The sequence below is a fragment of the Streptomyces sp. NBC_00104 genome (assembly GCF_045160825.1).
In the GTDB taxonomy this organism is placed as follows: domain Bacteria; phylum Actinomycetota; class Actinomycetes; order Streptomycetales; family Streptomycetaceae; genus Streptomyces.
Genome location: NZ_CP108215.1, coordinates 10581417 through 10598735 on the forward strand (window position 1 = coordinate 10581417; position 17319 = coordinate 10598735).

At 74.6% G+C, this 17319-nt stretch carries 11 protein-coding genes; 5 read left to right on the forward strand and 6 right to left on the reverse strand.

The window, feature by feature from the left end; genetic code table 11:
* Positions 1-166: 166 nt before the first annotated feature.
* Positions 167-952, reverse strand: coding sequence for an SDR family oxidoreductase (locus OG272_RS46180; RefSeq protein WP_326585315.1), 786 nt, complete (start codon positions 950-952; stop codon positions 167-169).
* 450 nt (positions 953-1402) lie between these two features.
* Between OG272_RS46180 and OG272_RS46185 the strand changes: the two genes are divergently transcribed.
* The 4 genes from OG272_RS46185 (at position 1403) to OG272_RS46200 (ending at position 6478) form a co-directional block, all read left to right on the forward strand.
* The gene (locus OG272_RS46185) at positions 1403-2629 is read left to right on the forward strand and encodes an amidohydrolase family protein (protein WP_327726224.1); all 1227 of its coding nucleotides are present in this window, start codon (positions 1403-1405) and stop codon (positions 2627-2629) included.
* Between the two features lie 210 nt (positions 2630-2839).
* Positions 2840-4378 carry an FAD-binding oxidoreductase gene (locus tag OG272_RS46190; RefSeq protein ID WP_326585317.1) on the forward strand — a complete coding sequence of 513 codons (1539 nt, stop codon included), beginning with the start codon at positions 2840-2842 and terminating at the stop codon, positions 4376-4378.
* The gene (locus OG272_RS46195; RefSeq protein WP_405892097.1) at positions 4375-4956 is read left to right on the forward strand and encodes a hypothetical protein; all 582 of its coding nucleotides are present in this window, start codon (positions 4375-4377) and stop codon (positions 4954-4956) included. The genes OG272_RS46190 and OG272_RS46195 overlap by 4 nt, the downstream gene beginning before the upstream one ends.
* Positions 4957-5017: 61 nt before the next feature.
* Positions 5018-6478 carry an MFS transporter gene (locus tag OG272_RS46200; RefSeq protein WP_327726222.1) on the forward strand — a complete coding sequence of 487 codons (1461 nt, stop codon included), beginning with the start codon at positions 5018-5020 and terminating at the stop codon, positions 6476-6478.
* A gap of 85 nt (positions 6479-6563) precedes the next feature.
* Here the strand turns inward: OG272_RS46200 and OG272_RS46205 are convergent, their stop codons facing one another.
* The 5 genes from OG272_RS46205 to OG272_RS46225 all read right to left on the reverse strand — a co-directional run bounded on the left by OG272_RS46205 (position 6564) and on the right by OG272_RS46225 (position 11426).
* On the reverse strand, positions 6564-8135 hold the full coding sequence (locus OG272_RS46205) for an FAD-dependent oxidoreductase (RefSeq protein ID WP_405895963.1): 1572 nt from the start codon (positions 8133-8135) through the stop codon (positions 6564-6566).
* Positions 8136-8170: 35 nt separating this feature from the next.
* On the reverse strand, positions 8171-8770 hold the full coding sequence (locus OG272_RS46210) for a class I SAM-dependent methyltransferase (protein ID WP_326585321.1): 600 nt from the start codon (positions 8768-8770) through the stop codon (positions 8171-8173).
* Positions 8771-8923: 153 nt separating this feature from the next.
* Positions 8924-9388: a hypothetical protein gene (locus OG272_RS46215; protein WP_326585322.1), complete on the reverse strand. Its 465-nt coding sequence runs from the start codon at positions 9386-9388 to the stop codon at positions 8924-8926.
* Entirely contained in the window at positions 9385-9882 is a 498-nt protein-coding gene (locus OG272_RS46220) for a pyridoxamine 5'-phosphate oxidase family protein (protein ID WP_326585323.1), read from the reverse strand. The genes OG272_RS46215 and OG272_RS46220 overlap by 4 nt, the downstream gene beginning before the upstream one ends.
* A 125-nt stretch (positions 9883-10007) precedes the next feature.
* Complete coding sequence (locus OG272_RS46225; protein WP_405892093.1) at positions 10008-11426, reverse strand: cytochrome P450; 1419 nt, start codon at positions 11424-11426, stop codon at positions 10008-10010.
* A 338-nt stretch (positions 11427-11764) separates the two neighbouring features.
* Between OG272_RS46225 and OG272_RS46230 the strand changes: the two genes are divergently transcribed.
* A complete protein-coding gene (locus OG272_RS46230; RefSeq protein ID WP_405892091.1) occupies positions 11765-17251 on the forward strand; it encodes an amino acid adenylation domain-containing protein in 5487 nt (1828 codons plus the stop codon).
* Positions 17252-17319: the final 68 nt, after the last annotated feature.

Genomic DNA, 17319 nt, shown 5'->3' on the forward strand with positions numbered 1-17319 from the left:
GGCTAGGGGGCTTCTGATGGATCTCCGCGGCGTCGCGACGCCCGGCACGCACTCTCGCCGCACCGGACGAAAGCCCGACTAGCTCCGCTACGAGGACTTCCGCCCGGCACGCCGGGAGCACGCACCGACCGCCGCTCCTTCTTCCACGGAGCTCCGTCAGAAGCCCCTAGGCGTCGATGTCGCGGAGCTTGAAGGCCGAGGCGAGTTCCGCGACCGGAACGGTCCGCCCCGCGTACCGGTCGAGGTGCGCGCTCTCGAACAGCGCGTGGATTGCGCGGCCGGGGAATTCCAGCGAGTCGGTGTCCGCCGGAATCCGGTCCGCGCTGGTCGCCGCCATGACCGCCTCGGTGCGGGTGAACCCCGGCGAGAGCGCCAGCGCCGTGGCGCCGTGCGGGCGCAGGTCGTGCGCGACGGTGCGGGCGAGCCGGCTCACGGCCGTCATCGCCAGGTCGTAGAACACGTGCCCGCCCAGGACCTCGGAGCCGGGATCGGTGTAGCCGGTGAAGACCAGCAGGCCGCGACGCTCGATGAGCAGCGGTGCGGCGTGCCAGGCGGAGACCATGTGGCTGCGGACACCGACGTCGACCATGTTCGACCAGTGTTCCAGCGGCAGTGTCCAGAACGGCCCGCCCACGAAGGGCAGCGCGTTGCCGTTGAAGGCGTTGGCGACCATGAGGTCGATGCCGCCCTGTTCGGCACGGATCCGGTCGAACAGGGCGGCCACCGCCTTGTCGTCGGCGTGATCGACGACCACCCCGATCCCCGTGCCGCCACGGGCCGTCACCTGCTCGGCCGTGTCCTCCACGGTTCCCGGCAGGTCGCTGTAGCGCCGCCCGCGGGACTCCCGGTCGGTGACGTAGACGGTCGCGCCGGCCTCGCCGAGGACGAGCGCCGTGCCCCGGCCGATGCCGCGCGCCGCACCGGTGACGACCGCGATCGTGCTGCTGTCCATGTGATCCTCCCCTGGCATGCGTCGCCTGGCACGCTACGTGCGTCACCCCGGGGGGAGGCGGTCCCACACGGGACAGAGGAGGACATCCGCCGCGAATTCCGCGCCGTGCTCGACGGATCCCCGAGCGAAACTGCACCGCTGGTGCAGCGGGGCCGGCGGCCACCGCCGGCCGATGGTGACACGGCCACCGCCCGGCCGACGTCCGTGTCCTGGCCGGCCGGACGCGCCCCCGCCCCGTGCGCCCCGTGCGCCCCGTGCCCTCCAGGATCGCTCGAGCCCCGGTGGGGGACCGTGGCCCTGCCGGGCGGACCCCGCTTCACTTGGGGAACCAGCCCCCCCCGCGACCGCCGGCCGCCGGCCCTCACCCCCCCGGGGCCGGCGGCCCGGCCGCGGCGTCCGCCACCGGGCCCCGGGCCCCGGCCCGCACGCGAGAAGAAGACGGAGCCGACCGTGCACCCACCCGCCCCTGCCGAGCCCGGCCGCCTGACCGCCGTCCGGGCCGCGAACATCTTCGACGGTGACCGGGTGCGCGGACCGGGCACCGTCTTCATACGGCAGGGGGTCATCACCGGCGTCGAGACGGCCAACACCGCTCCCCCCTGCGACGCGGCCGTCCATGAACTGGGGCCCGGCTCCTTCCTGCTGCCCGGGCTCATCGACGCCCACAGCCATCTGTGCTGGAACGCCGGGCCCGACGCCGTCGCCGCCGTCACCGCGGACCCGCAGGCCACCCTGCACGCCAACGTCCGGGCGGCCGCCGCCCGCGCCCTGCGGGCGGGCATCACCACCGTCCGGGACCTGGGCGACCGCGACTACGCGGTCGTGGCGGTACGCGACGCCGCCGCACCCCGCCGGCACGAACTGCCCGAACTGCTCGCCGCCGGGCCCCCCTTGACCACGCCCCGGGGCCACTGCCACTTCCTCGGCGGCGGCACCGCGGGGGCGCACGCGCTGCGGCGCGCGGTGCGCGAGCGGTTCGACCGCGGCTGCCACACGGTGAAGGTGATGGCCAGCGGCGGCAGCGTCACCCCGGGCAGCGACCCCTCCCTGCGGCAGTTCACCGCGGACGAACTGCGGGCCGTGGCCGAACAGGCGCACGCTCTGGGAATGAACACGGCCGCGCACGCGCACGCCCCGGCCGCCATCCTCGACGCGGCGCGCGCGGGCTTCGCGACGGTCGAACACGTCTCGTTCATGACGGGCGACCGCTTCCGTCCGCGGGCCGCCGTCATCGACGCGCTCGTGAGCGCCGGGACCTTCGCCTCGCTGACGGCCGGGGACGTCTGCGCGGACCGGGCCGCCGCGCCGCCGCTGGCCGCGAAGATGCTCCAGTGCCTGGCGACGGTGCTGCCGCCGCTGAGGGCGGCGGGCGCCCGGATCGTCCTGGGCTCGGACGCCGGGATCGGGCCGACCAAGCCCCACGACGCACTCGTCGAGGGCGTGCGCGATGCCGTGCGGCTCGGCGTCGACGGTGCCGCCGCGCTGCGCATGGTCACCGGCGAGGCGGCCGAGGCCTGCGGGGTCCAGGGCCGCAAGGGACGCCTCGCGCCGGGCGCCGACGCCGATCTGCTCGTCCTGGGGGCCGACCCGGTCCTGGACATGGCGGCGCTGACCGAGGTGCGCGGCGTCTACCGCCTGGGACACCCGGTGCACGGCCACGACGCCGCCCCCCTCTGAGACGCCCCCGCCGGGCAGGCATCCGGCGGCCCGCTGGACTTCCGCTCGACGACCGCTCGAGTCCGGGCGGAAAACGGCGTTTTGCCCCGCGCGGCCCGTTACGGTGCTCAAGGCCGACGGCCGGCGAGGAACCCACAACCGGCCCTGCGCCCCGCCTGTCCCACCCGCACCGCCCTTTTCCGCACCACAGCCGACAACCGGGGGAGAACCATGATCAACCGCAGAGGAGCCGTCCGCCTGGGCATAGGCGCCGGCGCCGCCACCGCACTCGGCGGTGCCCTGTCCGCCCCCACCGCGGGGGCCGCGCCGTCCGGCCGCCGCCGCGCCGCGGGCCCCGACTGGAACGCGCTGCGGCGCCACCTGTCGGGGGACGTCGTCCTGCCGGGGGAGGCGGACTACGACCGCGCCCGCAAGATCTACATCGGCTACTACGACCGGGTCAGACCGCAGGCCGTCGCCTACCTGGACAACACCGAGGACGTCCGCACGGCCCTGAAGTTCGCGCAGGACCACGCGATCCGGCCGACGATCCGCAGCGGCGGCCACAGCTTCGGCGGCTACTCCGTCTCCGACGGCCTGGTGCTCAACCTCTCCCGCCTCGATACGGTCCGCCTCGGCACGCGCACCGTCCACGTGGGCCCCGCCGCCCAGCAGGTCGACGTCCTCCAGCAACTCGCCCCCCAGGGCATCGCCGTGGCCAGCGGCATCTGTCCCGGGGTGTGCCCCGGCGGCTTCGTGCAGGGCGGCGGCCTGGGCTGGCTGACCCGCCAGTACGGCATGGCGTGCGACACCCTCGTCTCCGCGCAGGTCGTCCTCGCCGACGGGCGCGTCGTGCGGGCCTCCCCCAAGGAGCACCCCGACCTGTTCTGGGCGATGCGCGGCGGAGGCGGCGGCAACTTCGGTGTCGTCACCCGCTACGAGATGCGGGCGTTCGACGTGCGCTCCATGGTGAACTTCCAGCTCACCTGGCCGGCCGACGCCGCCCAGCGGCTCATGGCCGCCTGGCAGAACTGGGTGATCGACGGCCCCCGCGAACTGGGGGCGGCCCTGGGCCTGCAGATGACCGACGCCGGCAGCGACGCCGTCGACCTCATGGTCTACGGCGCCTGGCTGGGCGCGCCGGACAGGTTCCCGGCGGTCCTCGACTCGCTGATCTCCATGGCCGGTTCGGCACCCGCGACCCGGGACATCAAGGAACTGTCCTACCGCGACGCCATGATGTCCTGGTACGGCTGCGCCGACCTGACACCGCAGCAGTGCCACACCGTCGGCTACACCCCCGAGGCGAAACTGCCCCGGGAGAACTTCGCGCTCGACCGCAACCGGATGTTCTCCGGCCCCGTCCCCGACCAGGGCCTGCACGACATGCTGAACGTCTTCTACGCCGACCGGCGCCCCGGGCAGTTCCGCTACCTCAGCCTCTTCGCCTTCGGCGGCGCCGCCAACGACGTCGAGCGCACCGCGGCGGCGTACGTCCACCGGGACACCGAGTTCTACACCGGCTTCTCGGTGGGGCTGTCCGACCCCAGCCCCACCCCGGAGGACGAGGCGGCCGCCCGCGCCTGGGACGACAAGGCCTTCGCGGTCATCGACCCGCTCTCCAACAAGGAGAGCTACCAGAACTTCATCGACCCCGCGCTCACCGACTGGAAGTCCTCCTACTACGGCGAGAACTACGAGCGGCTCACCACCGTCAAGCGCACCTACGACCCGCACCGCCTGTTCTCCTTCGCACAGGGGATCGTGTGAGCTCCAGGCACCCGCTCAAAGGCCGCGTGGCCGTCGTCGCCGACGGCCACGCGGCTGCGGCCGCGGCATCGCCACCGGACCCGGCGCAGCCGGCGCGACCGTGTACGTCACCGGCCGCACCTGTGCCGGGCACCCCCTTCGAGAGGGGCCGCCCGGAGACCACCGAGGAGACCGCGGCCCTGGTCCAGGAGGCCGGCGGCACCGACGGCCACCGCGACGACCTCTGCTGCGACCCGGCCGAACACGCGGTGGTCCGGCTCGCCCGCGCCCAGGCCGCGGAACTGGCACGGCACCACGTCGCGGCCGTGGCCGTCACCCCGGGACTCCCGCGCTCGCAGGCGATGCCCGACCACGTCGGGGTGAGCGAGGAGAACCGGCGCGAGGCGATCGCCGCCGACGCGCTCTTCGCGTTCTCCGCGAGCCCGCGCCACCTGCGGCGCGGTGTGGCGCGGCCGGCCGCCGACCCGCACGCACCCGGCAGGTCGGGAGACCTGTACGCCAGTTGGGAGCTCGCCGAGGAGCACGGCTTCACGGATGTGACCGGCGACCGGCCCGACTGGCGCCACCGGAGCCGGTGAACGCCCCTCCGGTGAACGACCCCCGGTGGAAATCCGATACCCGACCAAGAAGGTGACACACATGGCCGACCCACGAGCCGGCACGAGCAACGGTGCGGGCAAGATACTCCTCGCACTGCTCTGCATGGCTCAGTTCATGCTGATCCTGGACCTCGCCGTCGTCGCGGTGGCCGTGCCCTCGATCCAGTCCCAACTGGGCGTCTCCACGGCGGACATCCAGTGGGTCTCCACCGCCTACGGCCTGGCCTTCGGCGGCTTCCTGGTCGCCGCGGGCCGCGCGGCCGACCTCTTCGGACCCAAGCGCATCCTCCTGGCCGGCCTGGCCGTCTTCGCTCTCGCCTCCGCCGCATGCGGCCTGGCCCCCGGCGGCGGCCTGCTCTTCGTCGCCCGCGCCGTACAGGGATTCGGCGCCGCCCTCGTCTCCCCGGCCGCGCTGACCCTGGTCACCACCAGCTTCGGCGAGGGCGAGGACCGCAACAAGGCGCTCGGCATCTGGGGGGCCGTCTCCTCGGGCGGCGCGATCGCCGGACAACTGCTCGGCGGAGTCCTCACCGACCTGGCCGGATGGCGCTCCATCTTCCTGATCAACGTGCCCATCGGCATCGCCGTGATCGTCGCCGTGGCGGCGTATGTGCGCAAGGACCGGCCCCGCGCCCAGGGACGCATCGACCTGCCGGGCGCGGCGCTGCTCACCGCGGGCGTCGTCCTGCTGGTGACCGCGGTGACCCGGGCGGCCGAACACGCCCTGGACACCAGTGTCCTGGCCACCGGCGCCGGCGGGCTGCTCGTCCTGGTGGCCTTCACCCTCCACGAATCCCGGGCCGCCCACCCCGTGGTCCGCCTGTCGATGTTCCGCAACCGGTACGTGGCCTACGGCAACCTGGTGTGCATGCTCACCTCCGGCGTGGGCACCGTCTCGGTGTTCCTCACCACCCTCTACCTGCAGCAGGTGCTCGGCCTGAGCCCGATGACGGCCGGCCTGGGGTTCGTCCCGGTCACCGCGCTGATCCTGGTGGTGTCGATGCGGATCCAGCCGCTGGTGAAGAGGTTCGGCGTGCGGACGCTGCTGCATGTCTCCGCGCTCTGCCTCGTGATCGGGGCGCTGCTGCTCAGCCTGGTCACCGTCGACGGCTCCTACTGGGTGCAGGTGCTTCCCGGGCTGCTGTTCAGCGGCCTGGGCGCGGCGCTCAGCTTCACCCCGGCGATGATCCTGTGCACCACCGGCGTCGCCGACGAGGACCAGGGGCTCGCCTCCGGGATCCTGGGCACCTCGCAGCAGATCGGTGCGGCCGTCTTCCTCGCGGCCCTGAACACCGTGGTGGCCGCGGTCGCCGCCGGCGGCGGCCCGCAGGCGCTGACCGACGGGTTCCGGGCGGGTTTCCTGTGGTCCCTCACACTGCCCGTCCTCATGGTCGTCTGCGTCCTGGCGCTGCCCCGCGAACGGGCGGGGCAGCCGGACGGCGCAGGCACCGGCGACGGCGGCTCCGCGAAGCCGGGCCCGGCCGAGGAAGCCGTCCGCTGACCGGCACGGGCCGGCCATACCGGCCGGCCCGTGCCTTTGCTCGCCGAGCGGGCCCGAAGGCGAGGGGCACCGCACCGGTGGGTCCTCACGCCGCCGCCTCAGGCGGGGGCCGTCCCCCGCGGGCGCCGGCGCCCGCCCGGGCGCCGCCGCCCGGGCGGGCCGGGCCGCACCAGTACCGCAGGCTGTGCCGCAGCTGCCCGGTGCCACCGCCGTGACCGGCCCAGGCGATGTACCCGTCCGGCCGCACGAGCAGCGCCTCGGCCAGATCGGTGCGCTCCGCCCGGCCCCGTACGACGGTGACCCGGTCGGCCCACCCCTGGGCGGCACCCGCGCAGACACCTCCCGCGGACTGGTCGAGCAGGACGAACGTGCCCTCCCGGAACAGCTCGTACAGCCGCCCGGCCCCGGGCCCGGGGCCGGCCCCGGCCGGCCGCAGCGCCGCATCCGGCAGCCGGCGCCCCACGAGCCGGTGCACCGGGCCGTCAACGGCGCCGGGCAGCGGCGGATACCGCAGCGTGAGACCGGACAACTGATCGACGACCGCGGACTGCACCAGGGGCAGCCCCATCAGCCGGGTGCTCAGCGAACGCACCACGCGCGCGGCGGGCGACCTGGACACCTCGAAGCGGTAGAGCAGATCCGTCGTGCGCAGCGTGGCACGGGCGATGGGGCGGCGCTCGCGCTGGTAGGTGTCCAGGACATGCGCGGGACAGCGGCCCCGCAGATGGGCCGCGAGCTTCCAGCCCAGGTTCAGCGCGTCCTGGACACCCGTCTGCAACCCCTGGCCGCCGGAGGGGATATGGGTGTGCGCGGCGTCACCGGCGAGCAGCACCCGGCCCAGCCGGTAACGCTCGCTGAGCCGCTGCTCGCTGCGGAACCGGGACATCCACAAAGGGTCGTGCAGACCGAAGTCGGTGCCCAGGACCGACCGGCAGCTGTCCCGCAGCTCCGCCACCGTCACCGGCGTGTCCACCGGCACCGCCATCCGCTCACGGTCCAGGACGATCAGCCGGAACGTGCCGTCACCGAACGGGAAGAGGACCACCATGCCGCGCCGCCCCATGCGCGCGTACACCACCGGGTCGGGCTCGACGGCGAGCCGCACGTCGGCGACGATCAGCGAACTCTCATAGGCCGACCCCTCGAACCGGATACCGGCCAGCCGCCGCACCGTGCTGTGCGCCCCGTCGCAGCCGACCACGAAGTCCGTGTGCAGCACCGTGGTGCCCTCCGCGGTGGTGAGGTCGGCGCTCACACCGCCGGCGTCCTGCCGCAGCCCGGTCAGTTCGACACCACGCCTGATGCGGGCGCCGCGCTCCACCGCCCAGCGGCGCAGCTGCTCCTCGGTCCGGTGTTGCGGGATGACCAGCATGTACGGGAAGGGGGTGTCGGCCCTGCCGTAGTCCAGCCAGCCCTTGCCGTCGCCCAGGGCGGCGTGCGCCCACGGCAGCCCCCGCTCCACGAACGGCTCGGCGCGGCCCCGCAGGTCGAGCAGTTCGAGGGTGCGCGGGAGCAGACCGAAGGCCCGGGAGCGGTCGGACGCCGCCGGCCGCTTGTCGATCACATGGCAGGTGAGGCCTGCCGCGCACAGCTCCGCGGCAAGCGTGAGACCGGTGGGCCCGGCTCCCACCACGAGGACGGACGGGGACGTGGACATCGGCGCTCCTGAAGGTGCCTGTCGGGCCGCAGCGGTCATACGGGGCGTACGGCGTGGGTGACGACGAAGACGCCCGGGTGGGTCTCCGCCCGGCGCGGGCAGAGGCCGGCCCGCCGTACCAGGGCCCGCATCTCCTCGGCGCCGTACAGCCGGGGCAGCCGGCCCAGAGCCTTCAGGACCACGGTGAGCAGCGCTCCCGGCGGGGCGTGCTCGGCGATCAGGACGGATCCGCCCGGGCGCAGCACCCGCCGCACCTCCCTGAGCCCCGCCTCCGCGTCCGTCCAGTGGCCGAACGAGGTGGTGCTGAGCACCAGGTCGACACCGCCGTCCGGCAGCGGCAGCCTCTCGGCGCGGCCGGCGTGGAGCGAAGCGGCGGGCAGCCGCTTGCCGGCGATGGCGAGCATCGCCTCGGCCGGGTCCACGCCGTGCAGGCGGGCGCCCGGCCACCGCTCGGCGGCCGCGGACAGCAGCTGCCCGGTGCCGCAGCCGATGTCGAGCACGGTGTCCGGGGCGAGACGGGCCTGCTGGGCCCAGCCGAGCACCAGGTCGTGGGCGGCCACGCAGTCCTTGCCGAACTTGGCGTCGTAGCGCGGCGCGATCCGGTTGAAGGTGCGCACGTGTCCGGGGTCTGCCATGGCTTGCTCCGCCTTTCCGGCGCTGTCGACGCAGGGCACATCACCAAGACGCAGGGCCCATCACATGAAGGGGGCCCGCCGCTCCCGTGAGGGCTGCCCGCCCCGCCGTGGCCGGGCCCAGGCCCAGGCCCAGGGCAGGGGCCGGGGCCGGGGTCAGGGGCTGAAGTCCTGGCTCTCCTTCAGCACGGACCGGGCGATCTCCTCCAGCCTGTCCCACTGGATCGACTCCGGAGGCGTGAGCCCGCGCGCCTTGAGGTAGCGCGCGGTCTCACGCTCCATGGCCTCGGCGACGCCCGCCCAGCCCTCCGAGCCCAGACCGGGCCCGGGAATGACCCGCTCGGGCGTGAACCCCCAGCCCTCGCCGTGCCGGGCCAGGCGGCCGGTGACCGACAGCAGCTGGATCGAGCCGAGCCGTTCGTCGTGGCTGTGCCAGAGCAGCCACGCCGGCCCCTCCGCGGCCGGGGTGCCCTCCGGCAGCGCGAGCACCATCACCGAGGACTCCCGGTCCTGGCGCGGCTGCACCCGCAGGCTGAACGGGTACCCGTCGAGGTCCGCGAAGGAGAGCACCGGACGGCTGAACAGGTGCAGGTACTTGTCGAGTTCGGACCACGCCGTCATGCCACACGCTCCAGGATCTGCTCGCCCGTCTCGTTCTTCGAAAAGGTCCACACCCGCTCGGGGGTGACGGTGATCCGCACCCGCCACCAGTAGCCCTTGGGCGTCATCTCCCGGCTCTCGGGGGACAGGACGCCGTGCAGCGAGTCGGGCTGCCTGCGGAACAGTTCGGCCCAGAAGTCCTCCAGGCCCTCGGCGGTGTGCAGCTCGTCCGGCGCGGTGGCGCGGCCCTGGACGAGCACCGGAGCCGTGGTGGAGGGCAGACCGCTGCCGGTGAAGTCGGAGAAGAGCAGGGAGACCCGGTCGTCGCGGTGGATGTGCTCCAGCTTGCGCGGATAGGCCACCCCCGTGCTCAGCACGATCTCGTTCTGCTCGGGCTTCCACAGATACGCCAGGGGCCAGGCGACGGAGCGCCCCTCCTTGGAAAGCGTGGCGAGCTCACAGACTCGTACTCGTCGCAGAACGTCGGTGACGTCTTCGGACAGGTTGGCGAGCATTGGTCTCCAAACCCTTTCGTGGCACGGGCGTCGAATTTCCTGCTGTGCACTTCTTACGCCGCCCGTCACCATAACGGGCCATACCGGCAAGCCACTTGAGAATTACTTGAGGAACACTTTCGCCGTCAGCGCGGCAGGGCGACCAGCTCGGTGAGCGAACCGGATATCGGGACACAGGCCGGCGCCTCGGCTCCCGGCGCCGTGACCAGGGCCCGCACCGTGCCGCCGGGGACCGTGGAGATACGCACGACCGGGTCGATGACCGTGCCGGCCGGAAGGACGACGGGCGCCCGCTGCATGATCCGGGTCAGCACCAGCTGCATCTCCAGGAGCGCCAGGTTCCGGCCGATGCAGTTGTGCCGACCCAGCCCGAAGGGGAAGTACTCGTGCTGCGCGGGCCTGGCGTCCTCCCAGCGCTCCGGGCGAAAACGCAGCGGCTGCGGGAACGTCGCCGGGTCGCGGTGCGTCACGAAGGAGCTCACCACCGCCATCGCGCCGCGCGGCACCGGACACCCGTCCACCTCGGCCCCCTCGTCGGCGTAGCGCACACCGAACGACGCCGGCGGCATCAGCCGCAGACTCTCCTTCACGACCCGGCCGAGCACCGGCATCCGGGCCAGCGTCGCGGGCGTCGGCGGCGCCTGCCCGGCGACCTGGACCACCTCCTCGCGCAGCCGCCGCCACCACGGGCGGTGCTGGTCGAGCAGGACCAGGGTCCACAACAGCGAGGAGGCCACACTGTCGTGGCACAACGCCGTGTACGCCTCGCCGAGCAGCTCGTCATCGGTGAGCCGCTCCCCCTCCTGCCCCTCTGGCCCCGCCAGCCTGCCCAGCAGGTCACCGCCCGCCCCGCCGGCGCGACGGTCGGCGACCAGGGCGCGCAGGATCTCCTCGATCTCGGCCGCCAGCCGGGTCATCCGCGCGTACGGCGTGCCCGGCAGCGGCACCTGCACCAGCGCGGTCAGCGGATGACCGGCCGCCGCGGCCAGCCGCACCATCTTGTCGTTGAGGCGCTCGGCGGCCACCGGATCCTCCAGCCCGGCCATCGTGGCCAGGGAGATCCGGGTCACCAGCCGCGCCAGCTCCTCGTGCAGCACCACCTGCGCGCCGGGCCGCCACCGGTCGAGCATCTCGTCGGTGAACCGCACGATGGCATCGCTGTAGGCGTTGACGTACCGCGGCGAGAAGGCCCGCTGCATGGCCTGGCGGTGCCGCCGGTGCACCGTGCCGTTCAACCGCAGGAGCCCGCTGGTCAACAGCATCATCGGGGAGCCCGCGGGCAGCCGCAGGTGCCGGAAGGAGTCCGACACGAAGCCCGCGCCGGTCAGGACCTGACGCGCCTGCTCGGGACCGAACGCGAACAGCGTGCGCGGCCGGGACGCGGGCAGCGCGCACACGGCACCGTACTCGCGCCGCAGCCGGCACAGAAAGGGCAGCGGACGGCGCAGCAGGTTCAGCCCCGCCGCCATCCGGCGCAGCCCCAGCACATCCGCCGGTCCGGCAAGCCGTCCCGCCCCGGCCGGGGCGGGAGAAGGTCGAGGCATGGCGATTGTCCTCTCGAAATAACGTGCCGAAAAACGTGCCGAAAAAAGTGCCGAACGACGTGCCGAATGACGTGCGTTCGTGATTTCGGGTGCCCGCGTACGGAAGCCGCGTGTCCCAACCCGTCAAACCATCACCCGAAAACGGTGCGCCGAACAGAATTCCCCGGAAAAGAAACATGCGGTGCACCGAGGCTCAGCCCCTCGTCCAGCGACGCCCTAATTCCACTCAGGGACCGCGCAAGGCGGTTCAGGTGTCCTGGGTCCCGGGCCACGTCCGAACGCCCCCTTCGCGTGGGCCGCGACGACCGCGAAGAAGCATCGAGGAAAGGGCGAGCGCCTTGCATGCGCGTACGAACGAGCAGACGGTGCTCGCCGCCATCCGGTCGGCGTGCGACCGCGACCCCGGCGCGGTGGCCGCGGTGTTCCCCGCCCAGCCCGCGCTCGGCCGGCCCGACGAGACCCGCTTCACCCGCGCCGGCCTGGACCGCGCCGCCCGCGCACTCGCGGTCGGACTGCGCCGCCACGGCGACGCGCCCGTCCTGCTGCTGATGCAGCCGGGCCCCGACTACCTCACCGCCTTCCTCGCCACCACCTACGCCGGGCTGCCCGCCGCGCCCGTCTACCCGCCCAACCCCGCAGACGTACGGCGGGACTTCACCCGGCTCGGCGCGATCCTCGCCAAGCTCCCCGACGCCACCCTGCTCACCGAACCGGGCCTGCTCCAGCCGCTGCGCGCACTGTTCGCCGAGCGGCTGCCGCACATCGACCCCGCCCGGCTCCTCGACACCGCGGCCGACGACGCGCTCGCCGACGCATGGCGCGAGCCCGCCGTACGCGCCGACGACCCGCTGTTCATCCAGTTCACCTCCGGGTCCACCGGCACCCCGCGCGGCGTCGTCGTCGCGCACCGCAACCTGCTCGCCAACGTCGCCGCCATCACCGGCCGGTTCGGGCTCGGCCCCACCAGCACCGGCGCGCTGTGGCTGCCGCCCTACCACGACATGGGGCTCGTCGGCGGCATCCTCACCCCCCTGCTCACCGGCTTCCCCGTCCACCTGCTGTCGCCCCTGTCGTTCCTCGCCGACCCGATGAGCTGGCTGCGGCTGCTCGACCGGACCAGGGCCACACACACCGGTGCCCCCAACTTCGGCTACGCGCTGGCCACCCGGCGCGCCACGCGGCAGGACATCGCCGCCCTCGACCTGAGCGCCCTCGAGGTCGCCTTCTGCGGCGCCGAACCCGTCGACCCGGCAACCCTGCGGGCCTTCGCGCACACCTTCGCCCCCGCCGGCCTGCGCCCGGACGTCTTCCTGCCCTGCTACGGACTGGCCGAGGCCACCCTCATCGTCAGTGGCGCCCGGGCCGGCGCCGGGCCGCGCACCGTACGCGCGGACACCGACGCGCTGGCCCAAGGCCGCGTCCAGGAGCCCCGGGAGGGCGCCGCCGTCACCGAACTGGTCACCAGCGGCCCCCCGGTCGCCGGCACCGACGTGCTGATCGCCGACCCCCTGGACGGCAGCCGCCGCCCGGCCGGCACCGTCGGAGAAATCCTCGTCGCCTCCGACGGCGTCGCCACCGGTTATCACGACGAACCCGAGGAGAGCGCACGGGTCTTCGGCGTGCGCGTCGCCGGATCGTCCAGGACCTGGATCCGCACCGGCGACCTCGGCTTCCTCACCGACGACGGCGAACTGGTGCCGGTCGCCCGCGTCAAGGACGTCATCGTCGTACGCGGCCGCAACATCCACCCGCAGGACCTCGAACGCACCGCGCAGGACACCGACCCGGCGATCCGCAAGGGCTGTGTCGCCGTCAGCGCACTGCCCGGCCCCGACGGCAGCGAGGAGATCCTCCTCGTCGCCGAACTGCGCAAGGAGGCTGCCGGCGACCCGGCCGCAGCCCGCCGCACCGCCGCCGCGGTGCGTGCGGCCCTGGCCCGCGAACACTCCGTGCCCGTCGCCGCCGTCCACCTCATCCGCCCCGCGACCCTGCCCAAGACCTCCAGCGGCAAGGTGCGGCGCCGGGCCGCCCGCGCCGCACACCTCGACGGCTCCCTCGACACACTGTGGTGCGACACCGCCTCCCCGCCCCCGCCCGGTGTTGCCTCTCCGCCCCCGCCCGCCCTCGCCTCCTCGCCCCCGCCGGGTGCCGTCTCCTCGCTCTCGCCCGGTGTTGCCTCTCCGCCCCCGCCCGCCCTCGTCTCCTCGCCCCCGCCCGGCGCCGCCTCCCCGCCCCCGCCCGGCGCCGCCTCCCCGCCCCCGCCCGGCACCGGGCCCCGGCCGGCCGGGAACCCGGCGGCCCCCCACACGGCCGACGGCGACCTGCTGCACGCGCTCGCGGCCACCGTCATCGCCCACTTCGGCGGCGGCGACGCCCCCACCGGGGGCCCAGGCGGCGACGCCCCCGCGTGGGCCCCGGACTCCCTCACCGCCGCCCGCCTGGCGGGCGAGACCTCACGGATCTTCCGGATCCTGCTGCCGCCCGCCGACGTGCTCGCCGGCGTCGACGCCGGCCGGCTCGCCGAACTCATCCGGTCCGCGCCCACCGCCGGCGCACCCCTCGCCGCCCCGGACGGGCCGGCGCCCCTCACCCCGGGCCAGGAGTCCCTCGCCCTGCTCCACGAACTCGACCCGGCCGCCCCCGGCCTGTCCCTCGGTATCGCCTTCGCCCTGCCGCAGGCGATCCCCCCCGAACACGTCGCCCGCGCCCTGAACGCCCTGGTCGCCCGCCACCCCGCGCTGCGCAGCCGCCTGCTGCGCCGCGGCCAGGAGTGGACCCGCGTCATCGACGCCGCCCCCGACCCGGCCGCAACCTGGGGCCGCTACTGCGCGCTCACCCGCCTCCTCGCCACCGGCGAGGACGAACTCCTCGGCCTGCTCGACGAACACTGCCGCCGCGTCCCCGACCTCACCGAAGGCCCGCTGTTCCACGCCGAGATGGTGCTCTGCGGCACCTACGGCGCCCACCTCGCGGTCACCGTCCACCACGCGGTCGCCGACCTGTGGTCGATCGGCGTGCTCGCCACCGAACTCGCCGCCCTCCTCACCGAGGTGGACCCCGCCACCGCCGCGGCGGCACTGCCCGCCCCGCCCGCCACCCCCGCGGCCCGCCCCGACCCCCGGCGCACCGCTCGCGCCTGGCGGTTCTGGCGCGAACTCTGGGGCCACGGCGTCGACCCTCTCCAGCTCCCGCCCGCCCAGACCCGCCCCGAGAAGGACACCGAAGAGGGCAAGGGCCTGGCCCGCACCGCCGTCCACGCCCCGCTCACCCTGGACGCCGCCCGCACCCGGGCCCTGAAGGCCCTCGCCAAGGAATGCGGCGCCACCCTGTACGCGGTCCTGCTCGCCGCCCAGTCCCTCACCCTGGCCCGGCTCACCAACACCGCCAGGGTCCCTGTCGGCGTCCCGATGCACGGCCGCACCTCCGGCACACATCACGCCGTCGGCTTTCTCGTCTCCACCGTCCCCGTGCCCCTCGACACCGCCACCGGCACCGTCGGCGACCTGGTCGCCCGTGCCTCCCACGCCCTGCGCGGCGCCCTCGCCCACCACACCGTCGGCCACCCCGAACTCGTCGCCCTGTCCGCCGCCGACAACGGCCCCGACATCCCCGCACCGGACGCGGCCCTCCTGCTGCAGCAGGACACCCCCGGCGCCCCCCGCGGCCTCGGCACCGGGCTCCTCGGCGCCGGCGTGCGCCTCGGCGACCTCCACCTCGGCGTGACGGTCACCCCGCCGAGCATCGGCCCGTTCGGCCTCACCACCCTCCTCACCGAGAACGACGGCACCCTCACCGGCCGCGTGGAGGCAGACCCCGCCCGGTACGCCGACTGGCTGGCCGGCCAGTTCGCCACGGCCTTCACCGCCGTCGTCGACGGCCTGAGCGCCGGAGCGGACCGGGCCGTCGACGACATCAGCGCCGTCGACGACGAGCAGCGGGCCCGCATGGCGCGCTGGTCCCGGCCGGCACTGCCGGAGAACGGCGAGTCGACGCTGCACGAACTGGTGCTCGACACCGCCCGCCGCCACCCGGGGCGCACCGCCGTCGTCGCCTACGACGGCAGCCTCAGCTACCGGGAACTCGCCGACCGCTCCGCCCGCGTGGCCGCCGCCCTCGCCGCGGCCGGATGCGGCCCCGGCAGCACCGTCGGCGTCCTCGCCCCCCGCGGCCGCGACCTGCCCGCCGCACTCCTCGGTGTGCTGCGCGCGGGCGCCGCCTATCTCCCGCTGGACCCCGCCACCCCGCCCGACCGTGTCGCCGCCGTCCTCCAGGACGCGGGCTGCCGCCATGTCCTCACCGGCTCCGTGGCCGTGGAGCGCGACCACCTCCTGCCCGTCACCCTCGTCGGCCTCGACGCCGCCCTCCGCGACGCACACCGGACCCACATCCCGGTGCCGGAGACCGCCACCGGCCCCGACGACCCGGCGTATCTGCTGTTCACCTCCGGCTCCACCGGACGCCCCAAAGGAGTCGTCATCCGCCACCGCGGCGCCGTCAACCTGGTCCGCTGGGCCGGCCGCGCCTACCGGGACGACGAACTGGCCCGCACCCTCGCCGTCACCCCCACCACCTTCGACCTGTCGGTGTTCGAACTGTTCGTGCCGCTGGCCCGCGGCTGCCAGGTACACATCCTCGACAGCGTCCTGGACCTGTCCGACGCCCCCGCCCACGCCCGGGGCGCCACCCTCCTCAACACCGTGCCCTCGGCCGTCGCCACCCTCGCCGAGCGCGGCACCCTGCCCGCCTCGCTGCGCACCGTCAACGTGGCCGGCGAACCCCTCACCGCCGGCCTGGTGCGCACCCTGCACGACACCCTCCCCGGCGTCCGCGTGGTCAACCTGTACGGGCCCAGTGAGACCACCACCTACTCCACCTACGCCGAACTGCCGCCGGGCACCACCGACCCGGTGCCCATCGGCCGCCCCGTCGGCGGCACCACCCTGGCCGTCGTCGACGCCGACCTGCGCCCGGTGCCCCCGGGCGGCACCGGTGAACTCCTCATCGGCGGCGCCGGAGTCGCCCGCGGCTACGCCGGCCGCGCCGACCTGACCGCCGCCCGCTTCCTGCCCGACCCCGACAGCCCCGGCCGCACCCGGTACCGCACCGGCGACCTGGTGCGGTGGCGGCCCGACGGACAGCTGGAGTTCATCGGCCGCACCGACCACCAGGTCAAGGTCCGCGGATTCCGCATCGAACTCGGCGACGTGGAGAAGGCACTGCGCACGGTCGCCCCCCTCAAGGACGCCGCCGTCCTGGCACTGGGCGAGGGCACCGGCCGCCGCCTGGCCGCCTACCTGGTGCCCGAACAGCCCCTCGACGGCGACCCCGCCCCCTGGCTGCGCGGCATCCGCCGCCGGCTCGGCCGCGAACTGCCCGGCTACATGGTGCCCGGCCAGTACGCCGTCCTGGAGGAACTCCCACGCAACCGGCACGGCAAACTCGACCGCCACCGCCTCGCCCACATCCCGGCCTCGGCACTGCGCACCGGCAGCCGGATCGCCCCGCGCGACGAGCCCGAACGGCGCGTCGCCGCCTGCTGGCGGCAGGTCCTGCCCACCACCGAAGTCGCCGTGAGCGACGAATTCCTCGACCTCGGCGGCCACTCGCTGATGCTCAGCCGCCTCGCCCACCTCCTGGGCCGCGCCTTCGACGTCCACGTACCCCTGACGGAGCTGCGCACCCGCACCACCGTCGCCGAACAGGCCGCCTACCTCAGCGAACTCGCCCGGCAGCCCGCCCCGCCGACCCCCGCCACCCCCGGCTCCCCACGCCGCCTGGACCGCAGCCGCTACACGGCCGCCGGCCGGAGCCGCGGCACCCCCTGACCCGCGTCCCCGGCCTGGCCGCCTCCCGCCGCCCGCCCGACACCGCCCGCCCGCCCCGATTCGGCTGC